This is a genomic window from Synechococcus sp. RC10B2, from assembly GCF_047502635.1.
Genome location: NZ_JANSHO010000020.1, coordinates 1 through 21,428 on the forward strand (window position 1 = coordinate 1; position 21,428 = coordinate 21,428).

Here is a 21,428-nt window from a genome sequence, read left to right on the forward strand (position 1 = left end):
CTATGAAACTATATCAACGACCCCCATCATGGGTAAGCGACTAAAGTGGCTAGCGAGCTTTTCCGCCCTGCACTCAAGTGCGGGGCTACCAAGCTATCCTTTTGTGTGGCACGTTCTGTTGCTTGATGTTCTTCCCATGCCTCCTGGCTTGCCCAGTCCTACGGCCCACTGCAAGTGAACCGCGCAGCGGGGCAGGTAGGAAACCCTTTCTCAGCTTACAAGGCTACCCTCGCCTACTGCTCGCGCCAGCGGTGCGAAGCGTTCCCCCCAGATGCGAACCTCCACCCTACGGGGAAAACGGATCCCAGCGGCCTACTCAGGGCAAAACCGGCAGCACCGGCAGAATCTCAACTTCGGTGCGCTGGGTTTGGGGGAGAGATTGCGAAGGCCAAGTGGGGCCGCCGGAGCCATAGGCAGCAGGGCTGACCATGCTGTGCTCGGCGATAAGCTGGTTGAGGCGGGCGATGCGCTCCGCGACAGGGGGATGGGTACGCAAGAAGTCCGGCAGGGATGGACGGGATTGCAACTTGGCCAAAAATTGCGACATGCCCCTGGGATCGAAGCCAGCGCGATAGGCGGCCCACAAACCTTTTTCGTCGGCAACAAACTCGTTTTCGCGGCTTTGCGGTCGGCGCACTCCCAGCTCCAGGGCTAGGGCGGCCAAGGTGTTGTCATCGAGTCCCAGCAATTGGGCGCCGAAGCGGGCGGCGGCAGCCTGCTGCAGTTGCTGGAGGCCGTGACGTTCGCTGATATGGGCGATTTCGTGGCCCAAGACAGCAGCAATTTGGTCGTCGTTGTCGGCAGCTTCCAGGGCGCCAGTGGTGATGTAAACAAAACCACCCATCGTGGCAAAGGCGTTGATGTCTGGATCCTCCACCACCTGAAAGGTATAGGGCAAGTTAGGGCGTTCGCTGTGGGCGGCCACCCGCTGGCCGATGCGGTTCACCCGCTCCACCCAATAGAAATTTGAACTGACGCGAATCTGTCCGCGGGCTTTCAGTTGCTGGTCGATCTGGCGGCCCAAGCTCACCTCTTGGGCGTCGTTTAACTGGCTCACCTGCAGCCATTGCAGGCCGTGGATCAGCAGCCGAACCAGGTCTTGGGCCTGGGCAGGGGATCCCATCCCGGCGGCAAGGATGGCCAGCAGAGCAAAGGCAACCGGCTTGGCCACGCGGCAACTCCGCCGCTGGGGGGGGATGGGGCCCACCGACGGGATTGCCTCGACAGCAGAGCGAGGTTTCAATACCCGCATTGGATCCCTCCAAGACAACCTTCTCTCAGGCTAGCGATCTGGCAATGGGATCGTCCTACCAGAAATGGGCAACCCCTCTACTCTTTTGGCTACTTTGGCTGAGATTGCAGCAAGGGGAAGTGTTTCCGCAGCCAGGCTTCTGCCTCAGCGCGAGTGGTAAGCTCGCCGTTGAGGGTGAGGCAGCGCAGGCGCTCCAAGATCTCCTGAAAAAGAGGGCCCGGCTTGTAGCCCAGGCAACGCAAATCGTGCCCGTTGAGGGGTGGCTTCACCCAATGCCACTCCTGCAAGTAGCGCCAGAGCAGCCGCCGCGCTGGCTTGGCGGCCAGCCCTGCCAACAGGATCACCGCCGGGATGCGCAGCCCCTGCAGCAGCCGTACTACCTGAGCCGGAGACAGGGATCCGGTCTCCAGTTGGGCCAAGAGGGCTTGGTAGTGGGAGAAATGGCTGAGGCGTTCGATGCCCGCTTGGGTGAGGTGGAGCTGGCTGGCTACCTGGGGTGCCTGGGGCAGGGGCAAGAGCAAGGCTTCCAGGCGCAGTTGCCAGATCTCCTGGGATCCCAGCTCGGGGTAGCGGCGGCGGAAGTGATAGGCCCAGCGGCCCACCCGCTGCAGCCGCCGGTACAGGGAGGGATCCCAGGTCAAAGCGGGGTGAATGCAGCGCAGGGCTCCCCATGCCGCCAGCCGCTCAAAAGCCAAGGGCCAGTCGCGGGAGCGGAGGATGTAGGCCAGCTCCTGCTTGAGGCGCTCCCCGCCAACGGCATCGTGGAGGCCGCTGGCTACAGCCGTGCGAATCCATTCTTCGGTGGTCGGATCCAGGGCAAAGCCCAGGTGCACGGCAAAGCGGACGGCCCGGTAGATGCGGGTGGGATCCTCGATGAAGCTGTTGGGGTGGAGAGCGCGGATGATCCCCTTTTGCAGATCCGCTTGCCCGCCGAAAAAGTCCAGCAACTGCCCCCGCTGCGGGCCGTTGAGGCGCAAAGCCAGCGCATTGATGGAAAAATCCCGCCGGTAGAGATCCTGATGGATGGATCCCATGGCCACTTCAGGGGGCGAGGCCGGGTAGGGGTAAAACTCGGTGCGGGCGCTGGCAATATCCACACAAAAGCCCCCTGGCCAGATCAGGGCTGCCGTCTGGAACTTGCCGTGGATCTCCAGGCGTGCCTCCGGGAAGTGCTGCTTGAGGGCTTTTCCCAGGATCAACCCCCAGCCCGGCGGATCCGTCCCTTGGGGGGTCGAGGGGTAAGGCCCATCCACCACCAAATCCAAATCCAGCCGTTCCAGGCAAGAGGAGGGCTGCCGTCCCCACCGGTGCAGCAGCAGATCCCGCACCGCCCCCCCCACCAGATACAGCCGCAGACCCTTTTCATCGGCAATTCGGGCAGCTTCCTCTAGCAGCCGGCGGTGCTGCGGCGAGAGAGCGGCAAAGGTGAGATCCAAAGGACAAGAGAGAGCAGGAGAAGCCAACTGGGGTGAGAGGGCCGGCAGCTGGTGCAGGTGTCGCAACACATCGGTGCGGGTAACGATCCCCACCAACTGGCCATCCTGGAGCACTGGCAGACGGCCAATGTCCCACTGCACCATCAGCCGCTGGATCTCCGCCAGGGGCGTGTCGGGGGAGAGGGTCTTGACGTCGGTAGTCATGTAGCCCTTGACGGGGGCATGGCCAAAGCCGTGGTGCAGGGCAATGTCGATATCTCGCCGCGAGATCACTCCCACCAGGCGGCCCTGGCCATCCACCACCACCAGGCCGGAGTGGCCATAGCGCAGCAGCACCCGCTGCGCCTCCTGGATAGTAACCTCCGGTCGGATGGTGCGCACCGGCGAGGACATCAAATCCTTGGCCGTCACAGGCGGCGGGATCCGCTCTTTAACCGCCTGGCTGAGGTCGCTCAGCACCTGGGCGGGATCGGGCAGGGGCTGGTCTGGAGAAGCTTTTAGGGTAGCGGCTGCCGCACAGTCGTGGCCGCCGCCACCGTAGCGGGCCATCACTCGGCCCAGTTGGGCAAACTCCTGCCGCGCCCGCCCGATGAGGCTAAGCCGCTCCCCCTGTCGTGCCACCAAGAGCAGCACGTCCACCCCTGTCAGATCCATTAGCCGCATCACCAGGCCGGCCAAGCCGGGCACAAACTCCGGCAGCTCCAGCAGCCACGTTCCCAAGCGGTACTCCCCCACCGCCTCCACCTGCATCTGGGCCAGTCCCTGGCTGAGCAGTTCCTGCATCGGGGGGGTGAGGCCGTCCCCCAAAAAGCGCCGCAGCACCACCAGGTTCACCCCCTGCTGCAACAGCCAGGTGAGGGCAGCACCGTCGCGGGCAGTGGTCTCCGGGAACGTCAGGGATCCCGTGTCCATGTGAATGCCCAAGGCCAGGGCCAGCCGCTCAAATGGACTGAGGCGGATCCTGGCCGCCTGCAGCCGCTCCACGAGGAGGGTACAGGTGGAGCCCACGGCTTCAATGTGAGCGCTGACCTGCTGCTGCGGCCATACCTCCTCCAGCGAGGTGGCAGGCAGGTGGTGGTCGAAAATCTCAATCTTTGCCCCAGGAACGCTCAGCCAGGCCGCAGCCTTACCGAGGCGATCCGGATCGTAACAATCCACCAAGATCCAGCGCTGGACCTGGCGGGGATCCACCGAACGCAGCTCGATGAGGGGAAACTCGTCCCGGTAGAGGGCCAAGAACTCCTGCACTCCCGGCAGGGATCCGCCAGTCAAGGCAATGCGGGCGCTAGGGTAGAGTCGGGCTGCCCCCACTGCCGCCCCTAGGGTGTCGAAATCTGCTGACTGATGACACAAGATGAGGTCCATGCTGGCCTAGGCCGGGATCCCAGCCCCGGGGAGGGAGCTGCTGCTTGGCTGCAGCGGGCCAAAAACAGTTGGCGGGCGTGCTCAAGGACAAAGCCCTAAAGCGTGGTCAGTTCTTTTTCTTTCTCCGCCAGCAGATCGTCGATCTTCTTGATATAGCGGTCGGTCAATTTCTGGATTTCTTCTTGCAAGCTTTTGGACTCGTCTTCGGAGATCTCGCCGTTTTTCTCCCGCTTGCGCACCGAGTCGATGGCGTCGCGGCGGATGTTGCGAATGGAAACCCGGCCCTCTTCGGCCAGCTTGGCCACCTGTTTGCTCAGCTCCTTGCGCCGCTCTTCGGTTAGAGGAGGGATATTGAGGCGCACCACCTTGCCATCGTTGCTGGGGGTTAGGCCCAGGTCGGAGGCGACGATGGCCCGCTCAATTGCTGCCAGGGTCGAGGGATCAAAAGGCTGGATCAAGAGAGTGCTGGCATCTGGAGTGGTGATGCTGGCTAGCGCCTTCAGGGGAGTGGGAACGCCGTAGTACTCCACCTGAACGCGATCCAGCAGGCTGGCGTTAGCCCGCCCGGTGCGCACCGTGTTGAAGGAACGCTGGGTGGCCTGCACCGCTTTGCTCATTAACTCCTCGATCTCAGCTAGCTCCACGACCTTTTCCTCGCTCTCGAAACAGTTTGCAGACGCTCAGACACTAGCGGCAAAAAACCAAGACCTCTAGCACGAGCCTGAGCTTAATTTTATCTTGTCTAGATCCGCGCGCGGCTCTAGAAGCCATTCTCCAGTCCTAGCGGCACTAGAATGGCCATGAACTCCTCTTCTTGGTCCATGCCTGGGATCCCTGCTGCTTTTTCCCCGCTGAGGTTGACGCTTGAGCAGGTCAACCTCTCAGCTTCGGCTCTGGCGCTGTTGGACTACTGCCCCCGCTTGTTTTGCTACGTGTACCTGGAGCGGCTGATTTGGCCGGCAGCGGATGCCTTTGAGCACGAAGCGGAGCAGCAGCGGGGACGCCAGTTTCACCGCCTGGTGGAATCGTACAGCCGCGGGCTCCAGGTGGAGCCGCGCTTGTCGGCCTTGGAGGAGACAGTACGCCAGTGGTGGCAGGTGTTCTTGGCCAGTCCCCATGCCCAGCCGCAGGGGCGGGTGTTGGCGGAACTGCCCCTCTGGCAACGGATTGAGGGGTTTAAGCTGATGGCTCGCCTGGATCGGCTGGTGATTGCGCCGGGATCCCTGCACATTGTCGATTGGAAGACGGAGCGGCAGCGCCCCCCCGACGAACAGTTGGCCCAGGACTGGCAGGTGCGCCTTTACCCGCTGTTGCTCTGCGGGGTGGCCGCTCAACTGCCCCTGGCAGGCCCTTTTGAGCCGGAGCAGGTGCAGCTTACCTTTTGGTATGTGCAGCACCCGCAGCAGCCTTTTCAGTTGCGCTACAGCGCCGCCGCCTACGAGCGGGATCTGGCCCACCTCAAAGCCACCCTAGGCCGCCTGCGGCAACTGGAGGCGCAGGCCTTTCCCGCCCTCCCCTACGGCGAACGCTGTGCCAGTTGCCTGTTTTGCGCCCGTTGCCACGGGCTCATGCCGCCAGGGATCCCTTCCCAGAACCTGACGGACTGGGTTTGGCCGGAAGCGGAGCCACTAGAGGAAACGCCTGAGGCGGAATGGCTATAGCCGCCGGGATCTCGGTGACCCCAATCGCTCTCCAAACCTGCATACTGAGTTAGAGAGTATTGCAGGGTTGCTAACTGTGGTGGCAGGAGTCATTGCCGGCACTTCCAGGGATCCCGACTGGGATGTGGAGCTCAAGGGGCTCCGCAAGCGCTTTGGCGATTTTGTGGCCCTCGACGGCATTGACTTGCAGATTCGGCGGGGCGAGTTTTTTGGCCTGTTGGGGCCTTCCGGCTGCGGCAAGACCACGCTGCTGCGCATCATCGCCGGCCTGGAGATGGCTGACGCTGGCGAGGTGGTGATCCGGGGGCGCCCGGTGGGCCATTTGCCCGCCCACAAGCGCAATGTCAACACGGTGTTTCAGAGCTATGCCCTTTTTCCCTTTATGACCGTCGAGGAAAATGTTGCCTTTGGCCTGCGCATGCGGGGGGTGCGAGGGGAGGCGCTGCGCAAGCGGGTGGCCGCCGCTTTGGAATTGGTGGAGATTGGGGATCTGGCCAAGCGCAAGCCGCAGGAGCTCTCCGGCGGGCAGCAGCAGCGGGTGGCCCTGGCCCGCGCCTTGGTCAACGAGCCGGAGGTGCTGCTGTTGGATGAGCCGCTCTCGGCTCTGGATGCCAAGTTGCGCAAGCAGCTTCAGGTGCAGTTGTGCGAGCTCCAGCGCCGCCTGGGCATGACGTTTATCTTTGTTACCCACGACCAGGAGGAGGCCTTGGTTACCAGCGACCGAGTGGCGGTGATGCGGGCTGGGCGCATTGAGCAAGTGGGCCCCATTGACGAGGTGTATGAGCGCCCGGCAACGGCCTTTGTGGCCGACTTTTTGGGGGCCAGCAACCTCATCGAAGGGATCGCCTGCGGCACCGACTGCGTCGAGACGCCCCTGGGCAAGCTCAAGGTGCCTGGGATCCAACCCACCCTGGAGCCGGTGCAGTTGGCCATCCGCCCGGAAAAGATTCAGCTTTCCCGCAGCGGCTGGGATCTGCTGCCCAACCAGGTGCCGGTGTGGGTAAAAAACCTCATCTACACCGGGGCAGAAAACCAGTACCTCTTGCAAACGGCCAGCGGCCAGCAGCTCAAGGCCCTCACCCTCAACGCCGACATCGAGGATCAGGATTTTGCCATCGGGGAGGCCCTAGTGGCTCATCTCCCTCCCAAGAACTTGGTGCACTTGCAGCCGGATCCCCGGCGACAGGAGGCTCCATGCTGAAGCGGCCAGCAGCGGCAGAGCCAGGGATCCAGCGTTTCCAGGTGCGCTCAGGGGAGCTGCTCGCCCCTTGGCAGGAGCTGCTGCGCAGCCTCATCTTTGCCGGGCCGGGGGTGCTCTGGGTGGTAACGTTTTTGGTGCTGCCGGGGCTGTTGCTGCTGGTTTGCAGCTTTCTCAGCAGCGGCCAGTTTGGCCAGGTGGGCCTGCCCCTGACGTTGGCCAACTACCTGCGCATTCTCGGCTATGGCCCCCTGGGCTGGACGCCCATCTACTGGCAGATCTTGGGCCGCAGCCTGCTGGTGGCGGCCGTCACCACCTTCTTCTGTGTGCTCCTGGCCTATCCCCTGGCTTTCTTCATTGCCGCCCACCCGCCCCGACAGCGGGATCTGTTGCTGACGCTGGTGGTGGTGCCCTTCTGGACCAACTTGGTGATCCGCACCTATGCCTGGATGGTGGTGCTGGCTCCGGAGGGGTGGCCGGCACGGCTGGCGGCCTGGCTGGGCTGGATCCCGCCCCAGACAGCTCTCTACCCCAGTTGGCTGGCGGTGTACCTGGGCATGGTCTACACCTTCTTGCCCTACATGGTCCTGCCCCTCTACACGGCCATAGAGCGCATCGACTGGCGCCTGGCAGAGGCAGCCAGGGATCTCTACGCCAACGGCTGGCAGGTTTTCCTGTGGGTGCTTTTGCCCCAGACGCTGCCGGGGCTGGCGGCGGGCCTGATCCTGGTGGCAATTCCGGCGCTGGGCATGTTTGTGGTGCCCGATTTGTTGGGGGGCAGCAAAACCTTGTTGATTGGCAATGTCATCCAGATGCAGTTTGGCGCCAGCCTGGACTACCCTTTTGGAGCGGCCCTCAGCTTTCTGGTTACCGGGCTGAGCCTGGGGCTAATCTACGCCTATAGCCGCTATGTTGGCAGCCGCGGCCTAGAAGAGCTGATCTAAGTCGCTGGCAAGGGATCCCCTCACCCCCAGCCCCTCTCCCTTAGGGAGAGGGGAGTTAGGGATCCGGGAGATGGCGGATCGCCGCTTGCTGGCAAGCTCTGGTAGGTTGAGGATACTGGCGTTGTGCGAGAGGGATCCCTTGACCCAAACTCTGCTTCCTCAGGCTTCCGCCCAGCTCAAGTCCTCTCCCCCGGCAACGTGGGATGTCATTGTCATCGGCGCTGGGATCGGCGGCCTGGTGGCGGCCACCCAGTTGGCGGCCAAGGGCTACCGGGTGTTGGTGCTGGAAAAATACCTCATCCCTGGTGGCAGCGCCGGCTACTTTGAGCGCCCGGATCCCAACGGCAAGGGGGTCTACCGCTTTGATGTCGGGGCTTCCATGATCTTTGGCCTGGGCAGGCAGGGCACCACCAACCTGCTTACCCGCGCCTTGGCTGCCGTGGGCCAGTCTTTGGACTCCATCCCCGACCCGGTGCAGATTGCCTACCACCTGCCCCAGGGGCTCAGCCCGCGCGTACACCGGAACTACGAGGAGTTTTTGCAGGAGCTAGCCAGCTATTTCCCTCAGGGAGCGGGCAGCATCCGCCGTTTTTACGACAGCTTCTGGCCTATCTTCAACAGCCTTAACGCCCTGGAGCTCCTCTCTTTGGAGGAGTGGGGCTATCTCTGGCGCTCTTTTGTCGGCAACCCCCGCGCCTGCCTGACTTTGGCCCGCTATTTGCCGGCCAATGTGGGCCAGGTGGCGCGGCGCCACCTACGCGATCCGGCGCTGCTGCGCTTTGTGGACATGGAGTGCTACTGCTGGTCGGTGGTGCCGGCAGAGCGCACGCCCATGATCAACGCCGGCATGGTGTTTTGCGACCGCCACTACGGCGGCGTCAACTACCCCAAGGGAGGGGTGGGGCAGATTGCCCAGAAGCTGGCCCAGGGGCTAGAGGCCTGCGGCGGGCAAATCCGCTACGGGGCGCCGGTGCGGCGGATTCTGGAAGAGCGCGGACGAGCAGTGGGGGTCGAGCTCTCCACAGGGGAAAAGCTCTGGGCCCGCAAGGTCATCTCCAATGCCACCCGCTGGGATACTTTTGAGCGCCTCTGGCCGGGATCCCTGCCGGCGGCGGAGCGGCGCTGGCAAAGCCGCTACCAACAGTCCCCCAGTTTCTTAAGCCTGCACTTGGGGGTGCGGGCCGAGCCTCTGGCCGGCGAGCGCTACTGCCACCACATTCTTCTAGAAGATTGGCAAGACCTGGAGGCGGAGCAGGGCACGATCTTCGTCTCCATCCCCACCCTCTTGGATCCGGAGCTGGCCCCACCAGGCCGCCACATTGTCCACGCCTTTACCCCCAGTTGGATGCAGACGTGGCAGGGCTTGAGCCCAGAGCAGTACCGGCAACAAAAACAAGCGGCAGCCCAGCGCCTTATCCGCCGTCTGGAGGCCCTCTGGCCAGAGCTGGGATCCCACATTGAACTGCAGGAAGTGGGCACCCCCCGCACCCACCGCCGCTTCTTGGGCCGCGTCGACGGCACCTACGGCCCCATCCCTCGCGGCACTCCCTGGGGCCTGCTGGGCATGCCCTTCAACCGCACCGCCATCCCCAACCTCTACTGCGTGGGGGATAGCACCTTCCCCGGCCAGGGCCTCAACGCTGTCGCTTTCTCTGGGTTTGCCTGCGCCCACCGGGTAGCGGCGGACTTTTCCTAAAGCTGTCTCCAATTTCTAGGAACCCCCCGCAGTCGTCTTGCATTGAACCCCTTCCCACTGCAAGAGCTCTTGCATGAGCGTCGGGGTGAGGCATTGAAGCGGGCAGCCTAGAGCGCCCATTTGGCAAACCAGTTCGTAGACTCGCTCGAAGAAATCCCGATGATTGGCAGACATGTTCCGCGACCGCGATTGCCAGAGCGCATCGTGTGCTTGACGGAGGAGACGGCAGAGACGCTCTACGCCTTGGGGGCTGGGGATCTCGTCGTCGGCATTTCTGGATTTACGGTGCGTCCGCCGGAGGCGCGGAAGAAGCCGAAGGTGTCCACCCTCTTGGATGCCAACATCGAACGGATTTTGGCGCTGCAGCCCGATGTTGTGCTTGCATGGTCGGATCTGCAGGCAAACATTTGCGCTGAGCTCATTCGCCAGGGGGTGGAGGTTGTCTGCTTCAACCAGCGCACGGTTGAGGGGATCCTCTCCATGATCCTGCGCCTTGGGGCACTGGTAGGGCGAGCTGCTCAGGCACGGGCATATGTGCGCTCCTTGCGGGAGGGATTGCACCGAGCTATGCAGCGTGGACAGCAACGGCGCCGCCGTCCACGGGTCTACTTCGAGGAGTGGGATAACCCCTTGATTACAGGCATCGGCTGGATCAGCGAACTCATTCGTCTGTGTGGAACTGTTTCCAATTTCTAGAGATCCCCCCGAAGGAGAAACTTGATCGATGAGGATCGGATCCCGCCAGAGTTTGAGATTTCCAATGTCCAGGGATCCCCACAAAGGGGGAACCTAGGTCAGAAAACGTTCCGGGAGTGATCTGGAGATACTCCGTTTCCAATTTCTAGGGATCCCCACGAAGGGGGAACTTCCCTAATGAATACCCAACCAGACTGTGAACGTCCGGTCCCGGGTTTCCAATTTCTAGGGATCCCCACGAAGGGGGAACTGTCTGCAGTGTTCTACGGAGTTCCCGGTAAACCAGTCATGTTTCCAATTTCTAGGGATCCCCACAAAGGGGGAACTAGCAGCCTTAATCTCCCTGCGAATCTCAACCAACTCACGTTTCCAATTTCTAGGGATCCCCACAAAGGGGGAACCAATGTTGTTAAGAAGATACTTAAGTTCTCTTCTGTTTAAAGTTTCCAATTTCTAGGGATCCCCACAAAGGGGGAACAATGTATGTACTCTTTGGCTCTGCTACGCCTAATCGCCAAGTTTCCAATTTCTAGGGATCCCCACAAAGGGGGAACTAGTGAGGAACATCAACGGAAAGACATTCTATTGGAACTTGTTTCCAATTTCTAGGGATCCCCACAAAGGGGGAACTTTAGTGACTGCGAAGGGGACCTGCAAGTCCTGGGAGCGTTTCCAATTTCTAGGGATCCCCACAAAGGGGGAACCAGCGAAAGAGCGGATTCGTAAGGCGAGAGCCTGCGGATTCCGGTTTCCAATTTCTAGGGATCCCCACAAAGGGGGAACAATCCCATAGCTACTAGGTGTCGTCCTAGCAGAATTGTTTCCAATTTCTAGGGATCCCCACAAAGGGGGAACCTAAATTGACCCCACTCAACACCCAGGATTTTCCTGGGGTTTCCAATTTCTAGGGATCCCCACAAAGGGGGAACTGTAAGGGCTCAGATTCTTCTGGAAGTTTAATATTCTTAATCGTTTCCAATTTCTAGGGATCCCCACAAAGGGGGAACACACTATCTATTCCGGAATAATCCGTATACCTAACGAGTGTTTCCAATTTCTAGGGATCCCCACAAAGGGGGAACATGGTGATAGGTTCGTCTACAGGGGAATCAGAAAAGTGGTTTCCAATTTCTAGGGATCCCCACAAAGGGGGAACTTAACAGTGCCTTTATATCCCCTTATAGGGCCTTACTTAGTTTCCAATTTCTAGGGATCCCCACAAAGGGGGAACAATCATATCAACCTCCTAGGGTAAACTTTCAAAAATAAAGTTTCCAATTTCTAGGGATCCCCACAAAGGGGGAACATCAGGAGATGATTGACGCAGCTTTGCGTCGAGTACAACTTATCGTTTCCAATTTCTAGGGATCCCCACAAAGGGGGAACAAGTGCAAAATAAACGGTTACCTTGTAGTTAGAAAAGAAGTTTCCAATTTCTAGGGATCCCCACAAAGGGGGAACACTGGGAAGCACTTCCAGCAGGAGTCGGGTATGTGTTTCCAATTTCTAGGGATCCCCACAAAGGGGGAACTATATTCCAGTAACCAATTAAGGCCATCTAGTCCCCCTCCGTTTCCAATTTCTAGGGATCCCCACAAAGGGGGAACGTCATCAAACGGGAGATCTAACCTCCTAAACCTCCCCCGTTTCCAATTTCTAGGGATCCCCACAAAGGGGGAACCGTGTATTTGGGGTCGACCTTGAAGTCTTCTGTTACTACGACGGTTTCCAATTTCTAGGGATCCCCACAAAGGGGGAACCGGGCTGCCGGCGACACCTGTGCTGCCCTGGATGCCGGGGTTTCCAATTTCTAGGGATCCCCACAAAGGGGGAACGATCTCGCCCGCCATCAGCTCCAACCCGGGCAAGAAGTTTCCAATTTCTAGGGATCCCCACAAAGGGGGAACGGTGGGAGCCAACCCTCCTCGACTTTTACCCCGTTAAGGTTTCCAATTTCTAGGGATCCCCACAAAGGGGGAACCCTCCCACCTAACCCTCCTCCCCCTCAAGCACCCAGGTTGTCCAGTTTCCAATTTCTAGGGATCCCCACAAAGGGGGAACACCCGGTCCTCTGGTTAAACGTGCCGCCAGAGGAGCTAGTTTCCAATTTCTAGGGATCCCCACAAAGGGGGAACAAGGCCAAGGCCACGAGCTCTACTCCGAGCGAAGTGGCCGCGAGCAGTTTCCAATTTCTAGGGATCCCCACAAAGGGGGAACCTGAAGTAGTAATCCTGCCCGAAGTGGCAGCAATTGTCCATTAGTTTCCAATTTCTAGGGATCCCCACAAAGGGGGAACTCGAGATCACTATCGTCAACTGCCCACCAAGCCTAAATGTTTCCAATTTCTAGGGATCCCCACAAAGGGGGAACTCTACCCCCATTAAACCCAAGCAGGGCAAGGGATGCAAGACCCATTTGCGAGGGATCCGAGAAAAAGTTGGCAAAAGGAGCTTTGGCGAGGGGGCTTTGGGGCCTGAAAGCCTTGTGGCGTAAAGCGTCGAGGGATCCGACGAAAGAATCAGCCTTTTGGGGTTTTGGTGGATCGCTCGCAGAGCTGCGGATACCGTTTTCTTGTGTTTTTGGCAACATGAGGCTCAGGGGGCGGTGAGGAGGGTTCTGACCGAGCTGAAGCGCCTATAGTGGGGGAAGTTCTCCGGCTTCCGTGGCTGTCGATGTCGGATCTCACCCTCACGGAGAAGCTTCTAGCTGGGATCCAGGCCCAGCAGGCTGGCGACCTGCGGACAGCAGAAGCCATCTACTCAGAAATTCTGGTGGAGTTTCCGGATCAAGCCGACGCTCTCCATCTCCTGGGGACAGTGGTCCACGCCAAAGGGGAGGGGGAATGGGCGGCTGCTTTGATTGCCGAGGCCATTGAGCTCAATCCCCGCGTAGCCCTTTATCATCACAACCTGGGCGTTGTCTATGAGTCTTTGGGGCAACTGGAAAAGGCTCTATCTTGCTATCGGCAGAGCCTGAGCCTCAACCCCAAGGCTTACCTTTCTGCCTTTCAAGCGGGCAAGATTCTTGTTAACCTAGGCCGCCACGAAGAGGCAATCTCCTTGCTGGGCTCCCTGTTAGAAAATCCAGATCCACTAGCAGGGATCCCTTGGGCTGAGGTGCATTTTTATCTGGGGATAGCCCATCGCGAGCAAGGGGAACACAGCGCGGCTCTGGCTCACCTGGAAAAGGCATGGACTTTGGATCCTAACTTGGTGCAAGCCCGCTGGCTTTACCACCTCTATCTGCCGGCTATCTATCAGGATGAACAGGAGCTGCACCGCTTTCGCTTGCGCTTTGTAGAACACCTGGATCGCCTCATTCAGGAGACGCCTCTAGACACCCCAGAGCAGCGGCGGCTTGCCTTTTTAGGCTCAAGTTGGGGAACGCCTCACCTTCTGCAGTACCAGGGCTACGACGACTTGGAGCTGCAGAAGAAATACGCTCAGTTGGTGCAGCGCATTGTGAAAGCCTCCTACCCCGATTGGGAGTATCTCCCCCGGCAAGCCCGGCCAGGGGATCCCATTCGCGTTGGGTTTGTCTCGGCCTCCATGCGCGCTTGCTCCTACAGCCGCCTTTCCTTGGGGTGGGTGAAGTACTTAAAGGCCAGCTCCAAGCAGCCTTTCCAGGTCTTTGCCTACCACTTGGATCCCAGAGTTGATTTCCTGACGGAGCAATATCGTCAGCATGCCGATGTCTTTCGCCACATTCCCACTGGCTTTGAAGAGGCTGCCCGCCAAATTTTGCAGGATCAGCTGGATGTTTTGGTGTATTTGGAAATTGGACTATCGCCTCTTATTCTGCAACTAGCTTCCCTGCGTCTAGCCCCAGTGCAATGCTCCACTTGGGCTCATCCCGTTACTTCGGGACTGTCGACCATTGACTACTTTCTCTCCAGCGACCTCATGGAGCCTGAAGATGGGCAGGCCCACTACAGCGAAACCTTGGTTCGACTGCCCCGCCTGGGTACCTGTTTTGAAAAGCCCGTTTTGCCTCCCCAGAGACGTTACCGCGAGGACTTTGGTCTGCCTCAAGAGGCCGTTGTCTATCTCACCTGCCAGTATTTGGGCAAGTACCTGCCGCAATACGACTACCTTTTTCCAGCTATTGCTCGGCAAGTGCCCAGGGCCCAATTGGTCTTCCTGGCCTTGCCCAATGCCGCCATTGGTCAGCGCTTCTGGCAGCGGCTTGCCTCCATCTTTTCCAGCTATGGCCTTGCGGTGGAAGACCACTGTCGAATCCTGCCCGCCTTGGACCACCAAGACTACCTGGATCTCAATCGCTGCGCTGACGTCATGCTGGACTCCTACGGCTGGTCGGGCGGGATCACCACCCTGGAAGCCATTGCTGCCGGCTTGCCGGTGGTCACCTGCCCTGGCCGGTTCCTGCGGGGCCGCCACACCTACGCCATCCTCAAAAGAATGGGCCTTGAGCTTTTAATTGCCCCAGACCTCCAGCGCTACGAAGAGCTGGCCGTACAACTGGGAACGGATCCCCAATTTCGGCAGCAAATCGCTCAGCAAATCCAAGAGCGGCGCGACTTGCTTTTTGAGGATCAAGACTGCGTGGCGGCCTTAGCTCATTTCCTGCGCCAGGCTGTCTGCCAGAAGCTGGCATGCCATACTCTCCCTATAGAAGCCTCCTAGTCCCCCACAGCAAACCCTTTGGTAGAGTAGTACGGCTACTCCAGGGATCGTGGCGGAATGGTAGACGCTACGGACTTAAAATCCGTTGTTCCTCAAGAACGTGAGGGTTCGAGTCCCTCCGATCCCATTACTGCAGCCCTGTTTGCTCTAGCAAGGCAAGTAGAGCCGGAACCGGCACCCAGGCATCCTCCCGATCCAGCTCTGGGCTAGCCAGCAGGGCCACCAGGGCAGGGTCGCAGGTTGGGGCCACTAGGGGAAAGTAGTTTAGCCCCACCACCTGGGCAAGGCTCCAGAAGTAGGGGAGCACGGCATTGCTGGGGAAGATCTCGATGGCAACCGTGCCAGGCTGACAAAAGGCAAGGTTGGTCAGGCCCGCCCCGTGGATCCCCATGACTGCCTCTGCTTTTTGCATCAAGGCTATCTGTTCGGCTAGGGAAAGGGCTTCCAGTTGCACAGGCACAAAGCCCCAGGGGCGCAAGGCCTCCAGCACCTCCGCCTCGTTGATGACCCGCCGCCAGCGAGCAGCACGACGGCTAATGTAAACCCGCCGCGGCAACAAGGGATCCGCCGCCTGCCCCAGAGGAACCAGTCGCTGCAGCACCTTCCAGCCCCTGGGGGTTAGACACCCCACCGGCCCAGCCAGCGAGGGCACAATGAGGTTCTGCGCTTGCAGATGGGATCCCCCCACCTGCTCGAAGCTTAGAAGGCGTTCTGTGGGGATCCCCAGGGCAGCTAAGCTCTGCACCTGGAAGGGCTTGCCCTGGTAGCCATGGATCAAGATGGGAAGGTCTTTTTCGAGGAAGCCGGCGCGGCGTAGGAGCTCGAGGGCGGGCAGGATGTCCACCATCCAATGGAAGTAGTTGACCGCCCCCAAGGGTAAGAGGGCAGCAGAGCCCTCCAGCGGAATTGGCGGCGGCAGGTGAGGCAAGTCCCAAATGGGGTGGTGTTCCAGGTGCTCCGACTTCCAGTCCCAGTCGAGAAACTCCGGCGGTGGCAAGCCGGGGGAGACATCGGCCAGCAACTCCCTCCTACGGGTAAGCACGGCGCTGGCAAAGCTGGCGTAGAGGTGGCGGGGATAGTGGCCCACGTGCACGGATCCCTGCGGGATCTGGGCCACAAAGGTCTCGGCCAGCGGGATCCGCTGTGAGCGCAGCTTTTGCCCAATGGCAGGGTCAGCCGTCGGAGGGGCTTGCCGGTAGAGAACCCCTTCTGGATCCAACACCCGGTAGCTGCCCTCGCCCGTGGCCTGGTGCCACTGCCGGGTGGTGAGGTAGCCCTGGCTGGGCACTGGCAGGGGGTTGCCAGCACTGGGCGGTGGGCTCTGGCAGGCTGGGGAAGGAAGGGTTGCCTGCGCAGGGAGCCAGCGCTGCTGCCAGGCGCGGTACCGCTCCTGCCAAAGGCTGCCAGGGGATCCCTGCAGGGCCTGCTCCAGCTCCAGCCGCAGCCGACTGTCTCTGCCGCTGCCCTCACACCAGGCCTGTAGCCACTCCCGCTCCGCCGCCAGCGCCTGCCGGAACTTCTCCCAAGCCCCCTGCGGGTCATTCCGCCGCACCTGAGCCTCTACCCAGTAGCTGTAGAGCTCTGCTGTCTGGGTGCCCCGCGCCGCTGCCTCCTGAAAGCAGGCCACCGCCTGCTCCAGCTCCCCCAGATCCAGCCAAGCCAGGCCCATCTGCACCCAGGGATCCCCCCACTCTGGCCTTAGCCGCGCTGCCTCCTGGAGAGGGGAGAGGGCCTCCCGCAACCGGCCCAGCTTGAGCAGGGCCAGGCCCCAGCGCCAAAAGCTCTCCGTGGCCGTTGGATCCCAGCGGCAGGCCTCTTCAAACCACTCTGCTGCTTCTAGCCACAGTCGGCTGCGCTCCTGGACTAGGCCAAGGCGATGGGCCGCCAACGCCGCCTCTGGGGCAGCGCCACTTTCTAGCAACTGCCGATACAAAGCCGCCGCCTGCGGCCACTGCCCCCTTTCCCACAGCCCCTCCGCCAGCTCCTGCAGCCCTTTTGCCCAGCAGCGGGTAGCCTCAGCTTCGGCCCCTAGGAGGGCCAGACCCTCCTGCCAAGTGAGCTGCGCCTCTAGCTCCCGCCCCAGGAGTAGGTAGGCAGATCCCAGCCACCAATACAGCAGGGGCTCTTGGGATCCCTGCTCAAGCTGCCGCTGCAAACTTTGAGCAACAGAGCCGTAGCATCCCTGTTCCCAGTCTGCCCGCAGAGAGTCGGGAAGGTGCAAAGAAGGGTCAGAGGCCATGGTTTTTGACGAGAAGGCAACTGAGAATGAGTGTTACAAACTGCAACAACCTCCCCCCTCTGGTCGCATCCCCCTAGTATTCTAGGCTTGGCTTCCCCCTCAGGGACGCGGCGTCCATTCCTCCCCAACTCTGAGAGGGATGGGGGCCGGTTTAGCTAAGTCCATGGGTCAGCCCCTTTCCCGGGGCATCCTCCCTGAGCCTTGTCGGCAGTTTTTCGATAAACGGAGTTTAAGAGAGCGATGGGTATCAACGCATCTGGCGGCGCAGTCGTCTCCAGCCCCCGTCTTTACCAAACCGTGCCCCTCTCCACCATCTCCCAGGCAGAACAGCAGGATCGCTACCTCTCGCGCACCGAGCTGGATCGCCTTGACGACTTTTTCTCCAGCGGTCTGAAGCGGCTGCAGATTGCCGAGGTCATCGCCGCCAACTCCGAAATCATTGTCAGCCGGGCCGCCAACCGCATCTTCACCGGCGGCTCCCCCATGGCCTACCTGGAGCGGCCAGAAGTCACTCAAGACGAGAAAGAAGCCTTCAAGCTGGGTACTGCCTTCTACGTGGAATCCACCGGCGGATTCATTGAGGCCATCCGCAACATCTTTAGCGCCAGCGGCGTGGAGATCCCGCCCAACTTCCGCCCCATCAACATCTCCCGCTACGGGGCTGCCAACATGCGCAAGTCCCTGCGGGATCTAAGCTGGTTCCTGCGCTATGTCACCTACGCCCTGGTGGCCGGGGATCCCAACATCCTTGTGGTTAACACCCGGGGCCTGCGGGAGATCATCGAAAACGCCTGCTCTGCCGAGGCCACCATTGTCGCCATCCAAGAGATGAAGCGGGCCTCAGCCAGCTACTTCCGCAAAGATGGCGAGGCGGTGGCCATCATCAACCAGTATTTCGACGTGCTCTTGAGCGAGTTCATTGCCCCTGCTCCCTCCGACAAGCTGCGGCAGCGCAACGCCAGCACCGCCGATGGCCTGCCCTTGCAAGGGCTACAGCTACCCCAGGTTTACAACTTGGCCGCAGAAAAGGTTCCCGTCTTTGCCATGAAGCCGGGGCTTTCCAATGCTGAGAAAGAAGAGGTCATCAAAGCCGCCTACCGGCAGGTGTTCGAGCGGGATATCCGCCGTGCCTATGGCCTTAAGCTGGCCGACCTGGAGTCGAAGGTCAAAAACGGCGAGATCTCCATGAAGGAGTTTATCCGCCGCCTGGGCAAATCCGAACTCTACCGCAAGCAGTTCTACGAGCCCTACATCAACAGCCGCGTTGTGGAGCTGGCCTTCCGCCACTTCCTGGGACGGGCACCAGAGACCCGTGAAGAGGTGCAGACCTACTTCTCCATCGTCTCCAGCAAGGGCCTGGCCGGCTTGGTGGATGCGCTGGTGGACAGCCGCGAGTACGGCGACTACTTCGGCGAGGAGACGGTGCCCTACCTGCGCAAGCTGGGGGTGGAAGCCCAGACCAGCGCCAACTGGGGGCCCAAGTTTGACCTCTACAACTACGCGGCTCCTCGCCGCAAGGTGCCCCAATTCATTACCCTCTTTGCCCGCTACAACCGCCCCCTGCCGGATCAGCACGCCTACGGTGTCGGCAACGACCCGCTGGAGATCCAATTTGGCGCCATCTTCCCCAAAGAAACCCGCTCCCTCAACGCCAGCCCCGCCCCCTTCAACAAGGATGTCAAGCGCATCCTCATCCGGCGCGGCTTTGCTCTTACCAACGCTCGCACCAACCCCAAGGCGGTCGGGGATCCCGGCAGCCTTGGCCCCAAAGTCTTCAAGCTTACCCAAACCCCTGGCGATCGCAGCCGGCGTTTGGGGGTGCGGGCCGGGGTTGTTGGCAGCGAAGTCTCGACCCAGGCGGTGATCCGCGCCTGCTACCAGCAGGTGTACGGCTATGTGCCCTATGAAGGCCAACGGCTAACCCGCTGGGAGATCAAGCTGGAGTCGGGCGAGATTACCGTCAAAGAGTTTGTCCGCCAGTTGGCCAAGTCAGATCTGTTCCGCAACAAGTACTGGTCTAGTCTCTATGTCTGCAAGGCCATCGAGTTCATCCACCGCAAGCTGCTGGGCCGGCCCACCTACGGCCGGCAGGAGATGAACCGGCTGTTTGACATCGCCTCCAAGCAGGGCTTCTACGCCGTGGTGGACGCCATCCTCGACAGCGAGGAGTACCAGCAGGTCTTCGGGGAAGACGTCGTGCCCTACGAGCGCTACCTCACCCCTGCCGGTCTAGCGCGGCGGCGCATGCGCCCCGGATCCAGCGACATGGCCGTGGTCACCAGGCCCATCCGCACCGACGACGATATCCCCCTCTTTGTCAAGCTGGGCCAGCCCCAGGACAAGCCCTCCGGCGAGCTGGAAATCCGGCGGCGAGTCCAGCAAGGGGTGCCTAGGATTCGTCAAGAGATCCCTGTCTTCAAGCTCACCAGCTTGGCCAACAAAGCCGAGGTCAACAACCTCATCCGCGCCGCCTACCGGCAGATCTTCGAGCGCGACATGGACATCTACAACATCAGCGCCGAGCTCAGCTCTGCCGAGTCCAAGCTGCGCAATGGCGAGATCACCGTCAAGGAGTTCGTCGAGGCGCTGGGGTGCTCGGAACTGTACCGCTCCGAGTTCTACGCTCCCTATCCCAATACCAAGGTGATCGAGCTGGGCACCAAGCACTTCCTGGGCCGCGCACCCCTAAACCAGCAGGAGATCCGCAAGTACAACCAGATCTTGGCCACCCAGGGGTTGAAGGCCTTCGTGCGCGCCCTGCTCAACACCCAGGAGTATCGCGATCTCTTCGGCGAGGACACGGTGCCCTACCGCCGCTTCCCCACCTTGCCGGCGGCCAACTTCCCCAACACCCAAGAGCTGTATGGCCGCCTCACCAAGCAAAACAAGGAGCTCGTGGTGCCCAGTTTCAGACCTGTTGGCAGCAACGATCGCAGCTAGCTCAACCCCCCTCTCCCCTGGTGGGAGAGGAAAACCATTAGCTCCACACAGGCAGAGGGGACTGGGCTGTGTAGCCTAAGTGCTGCAGGGCAGCGGGGGTAACCACCCGACCCCTTGGCGTGCGCTGCAGGTAGCCAATCTGCAGCAGGTAGGGCTCGTACACCTCCTCAATTGTCTGGGGATCTTCACCTGTCACTGCGGCCATGGTCTCCAAGCCCACGGGCCCTCCCCCAAACTGCTCCACCAGTACCGTCAGCAGCTTGCGATCCGTCCAGTCCAAACCCATGGGATCCACCTGAAACAGCTCCAGGGCAGCGGCTGCCACCTCACGGCTGATGTGGCCATCCCCCCGCACCTGGGCATAATCGCGCACTCGCTTCAGGAGGCGGTTGGCAATGCGCGGTGTGCCTCGGGATCGGCGGGCAATCTCCTCGGCTCCCGCTCGGTCAATGGAGGTGTTCAAGAGGCGAGCGCTGCGCAACACAATTTCCGCCAGTTCGTGGGGCTCATAGAAGCGCAGCCGCTGCACCTGGCCAAAGCGATCCCGCAGCGGCGAAGTCAGAGCGCCAATGCGGGTAGTGGCCCCGATGAGGGTAAAGCGCTCCAGGGGTATGGAGGTGATGCGGGCCGAGCGTCCCTTGCCAACAGTGATGTCGAGGCGAAAATCCTCCATTGCTGGATAGAGCAGCTCTTCGGTTACCTTGGGCAGGCGGTGGATCTCGTCGATAAACAGCACGTCCCCCTGCTTCAGGCGCACCAAGTAGCCGGCAATGTCACGGGGGCTCTCCAGCGCCGGGGCCGTGGTCATGTAGAAGCGGGATCCCATCTCCGCCGCCAGCACCGCGGCCACCGTGGTTTTGCCCAAGCCAGGCGGGCCGTAGAACAGCAGGTGATCCAAAGGCTCCCCGCGGGCGCGGGCCGCTGCAATAGCGATGGAGAGCACTTCCTTCAGCTCTGTCTGGCCAATGTACTCTGCCAGGGTGCGCGGGCGCAGGGATTCTTCTTGAGCTTCGCTGGGGTGAGCCTGCGGTTGCAGTAGCCCTTCCGCCCTAGCAAAAGCCAATTTCGACTCTCTTCTGCGAGCAGAACTCTTTTGCTGCCGCTGCCCGGGATCCTCAGCCCCCGCAGCCCGAGAAGAAATGATCGCCATATCCTTTACTCGCAGATGCGATAGCCCTACTCTAACTGACTGGGGGAAAGATCCTGGTGAAACCGTTTGCCATTTTGGTCTCCCACCTGGATCGGAGAGGGCGGTAGAAGAAAAAACCCCCCAGCGTCTGCCAGGGGATTCAAGAAGGACTGATCGACTAGGTCAGGAGTGGATTAGCCGCGGATGGCCGGCGCCACTTCCACCGCCG

The 21,428-nt window shown here is 60.8% G+C and carries 11 protein-coding genes, 1 tRNA gene, 1 pseudogene and 1 CRISPR repeat array; of the genes and pseudogenes, 8 read left to right on the forward strand and 5 right to left on the reverse strand.

The window, feature by feature from the left end; genetic code table 11:
• Positions 1-316 precede the first annotated feature (316 nt).
• From NW855_RS03480 to frr, 3 genes are all read right to left on the reverse strand, one after another.
• Positions 317-1,252: a M48 family metallopeptidase gene (locus tag NW855_RS03480; RefSeq protein ID WP_099883810.1), complete on the reverse strand. Its 936-nt coding sequence runs from the start codon at positions 1,250-1,252 to the stop codon at positions 317-319.
• Positions 1,253-1,341: 89 nt separating this feature from the next.
• Entirely contained in the window at positions 1,342-4,053 is a 2,712-nt protein-coding gene (locus NW855_RS03485; RefSeq protein WP_414402919.1) for a CBS domain-containing protein, read from the reverse strand.
• Positions 4,054-4,148: 95 nt separating this feature from the next.
• Entirely contained in the window at positions 4,149-4,697 is a 549-nt protein-coding gene (gene frr / locus NW855_RS03490; RefSeq protein WP_011430687.1) for a ribosome recycling factor, read from the reverse strand.
• A gap of 156 nt (positions 4,698-4,853) precedes the next feature.
• On the opposite strand from frr, the gene NW855_RS03495 reads away from it, so the two are divergent.
• The 7 genes and pseudogenes from NW855_RS03495 to NW855_RS03525 all read left to right on the forward strand — a co-directional run bounded on the left by NW855_RS03495 (position 4,854) and on the right by NW855_RS03525 (position 15,018).
• Positions 4,854-5,714 (forward strand): PD-(D/E)XK nuclease family protein, encoded by an 861-nt coding sequence (locus NW855_RS03495; RefSeq protein ID WP_049749827.1) that lies wholly within the window; start codon positions 4,854-4,856, stop codon positions 5,712-5,714.
• 79 nt (positions 5,715-5,793) lie between these two features.
• Entirely contained in the window at positions 5,794-6,915 is a 1,122-nt protein-coding gene (locus NW855_RS03500; protein ID WP_414402918.1) for an ABC transporter ATP-binding protein, read from the forward strand.
• A complete protein-coding gene (locus tag NW855_RS03505; RefSeq protein ID WP_414401504.1) occupies positions 6,909-7,856 on the forward strand; it encodes an ABC transporter permease in 948 nt (315 codons plus the stop codon). Before NW855_RS03500 ends, NW855_RS03505 begins: the two co-directional genes overlap by 7 nt.
• Positions 7,857-7,995: 139 nt before the next feature.
• Positions 7,996-9,552, forward strand: a complete 1,557-nt coding sequence (gene crtH / locus NW855_RS03510) for a carotenoid isomerase (RefSeq protein WP_414508349.1) — start codon at positions 7,996-7,998, stop codon at positions 9,550-9,552.
• Positions 9,553-9,711: 159 nt separating this feature from the next.
• Positions 9,712-10,218, forward strand: a pseudogene (locus tag NW855_RS03515) (ABC transporter substrate-binding protein); the annotation flags it as partial.
• Positions 10,219-10,233: 15 nt separating this feature from the next.
• Positions 10,234-12,618: direct repeats of the CRISPR family, unit length 36 nt; unit sequence GTTTCCAATTTCTAGGGATCCCCACAAAGGGGGAAC.
• 302 nt (positions 12,619-12,920) lie between these two features.
• Entirely contained in the window at positions 12,921-14,891 is a 1,971-nt protein-coding gene (locus NW855_RS03520; protein WP_414508350.1) for a tetratricopeptide repeat protein, read from the forward strand.
• Positions 14,892-14,934: 43 nt separating this feature from the next.
• Positions 14,935-15,018: transfer RNA gene (locus NW855_RS03525), tRNA-Leu, on the forward strand.
• Here NW855_RS03525 and NW855_RS03530 read toward each other — a convergent pair.
• Positions 15,019-17,130 carry a glycosyltransferase 61 family protein gene (locus NW855_RS03530; RefSeq protein ID WP_414508351.1) on the reverse strand — a complete coding sequence of 704 codons (2,112 nt, stop codon included), beginning with the start codon at positions 17,128-17,130 and terminating at the stop codon, positions 15,019-15,021.
• Between the two features lie 240 nt (positions 17,131-17,370).
• On the opposite strand from NW855_RS03530, the gene NW855_RS03535 reads away from it, so the two are divergent.
• Complete coding sequence (locus tag NW855_RS03535) at positions 17,371-20,070, forward strand: phycobilisome rod-core linker polypeptide (protein ID WP_414508352.1); 2,700 nt, start codon at positions 17,371-17,373, stop codon at positions 20,068-20,070.
• A 37-nt stretch (positions 20,071-20,107) separates the two neighbouring features.
• Here NW855_RS03535 and ruvB read toward each other — a convergent pair whose 3' ends face one another.
• On the reverse strand, positions 20,108-21,220 hold the full coding sequence (gene ruvB, locus NW855_RS03540) for a Holliday junction branch migration DNA helicase RuvB (protein WP_011430676.1): 1,113 nt from the start codon (positions 21,218-21,220) through the stop codon (positions 20,108-20,110).
• Positions 21,221-21,428 lie beyond the last annotated feature (208 nt).

Coding starts and splice junctions, on each gene's coding strand:
- NW855_RS03495 (WP_049749827.1), top strand. CDS start 4,854: ATGAACTCCTCTTCTTGGTCCATGCCTGGGATCCCTGCTGCTTTTTCC.
- NW855_RS03485 (WP_414402919.1), bottom strand. CDS start 4,053: ATGGACCTCATCTTGTGTCATCAGTCAGCAGATTTCGACACCCTAGGG.
- NW855_RS03480 (WP_099883810.1), bottom strand. CDS start 1,252: ATGCGGGTATTGAAACCTCGCTCTGCTGTCGAGGCAATCCCGTCGGTG.
- NW855_RS03535 (WP_414508352.1), top strand. CDS start 17,371: ATGGGTATCAACGCATCTGGCGGCGCAGTCGTCTCCAGCCCCCGTCTT.
- NW855_RS03520 (WP_414508350.1), top strand. CDS start 12,921: ATGTCGGATCTCACCCTCACGGAGAAGCTTCTAGCTGGGATCCAGGCC.
- ruvB (WP_011430676.1), bottom strand. CDS start 21,220: ATGGCGATCATTTCTTCTCGGGCTGCGGGGGCTGAGGATCCCGGGCAG.
- NW855_RS03505 (WP_414401504.1), top strand. CDS start 6,909: ATGCTGAAGCGGCCAGCAGCGGCAGAGCCAGGGATCCAGCGTTTCCAG.
- NW855_RS03530 (WP_414508351.1), bottom strand. CDS start 17,130: ATGGCCTCTGACCCTTCTTTGCACCTTCCCGACTCTCTGCGGGCAGAC.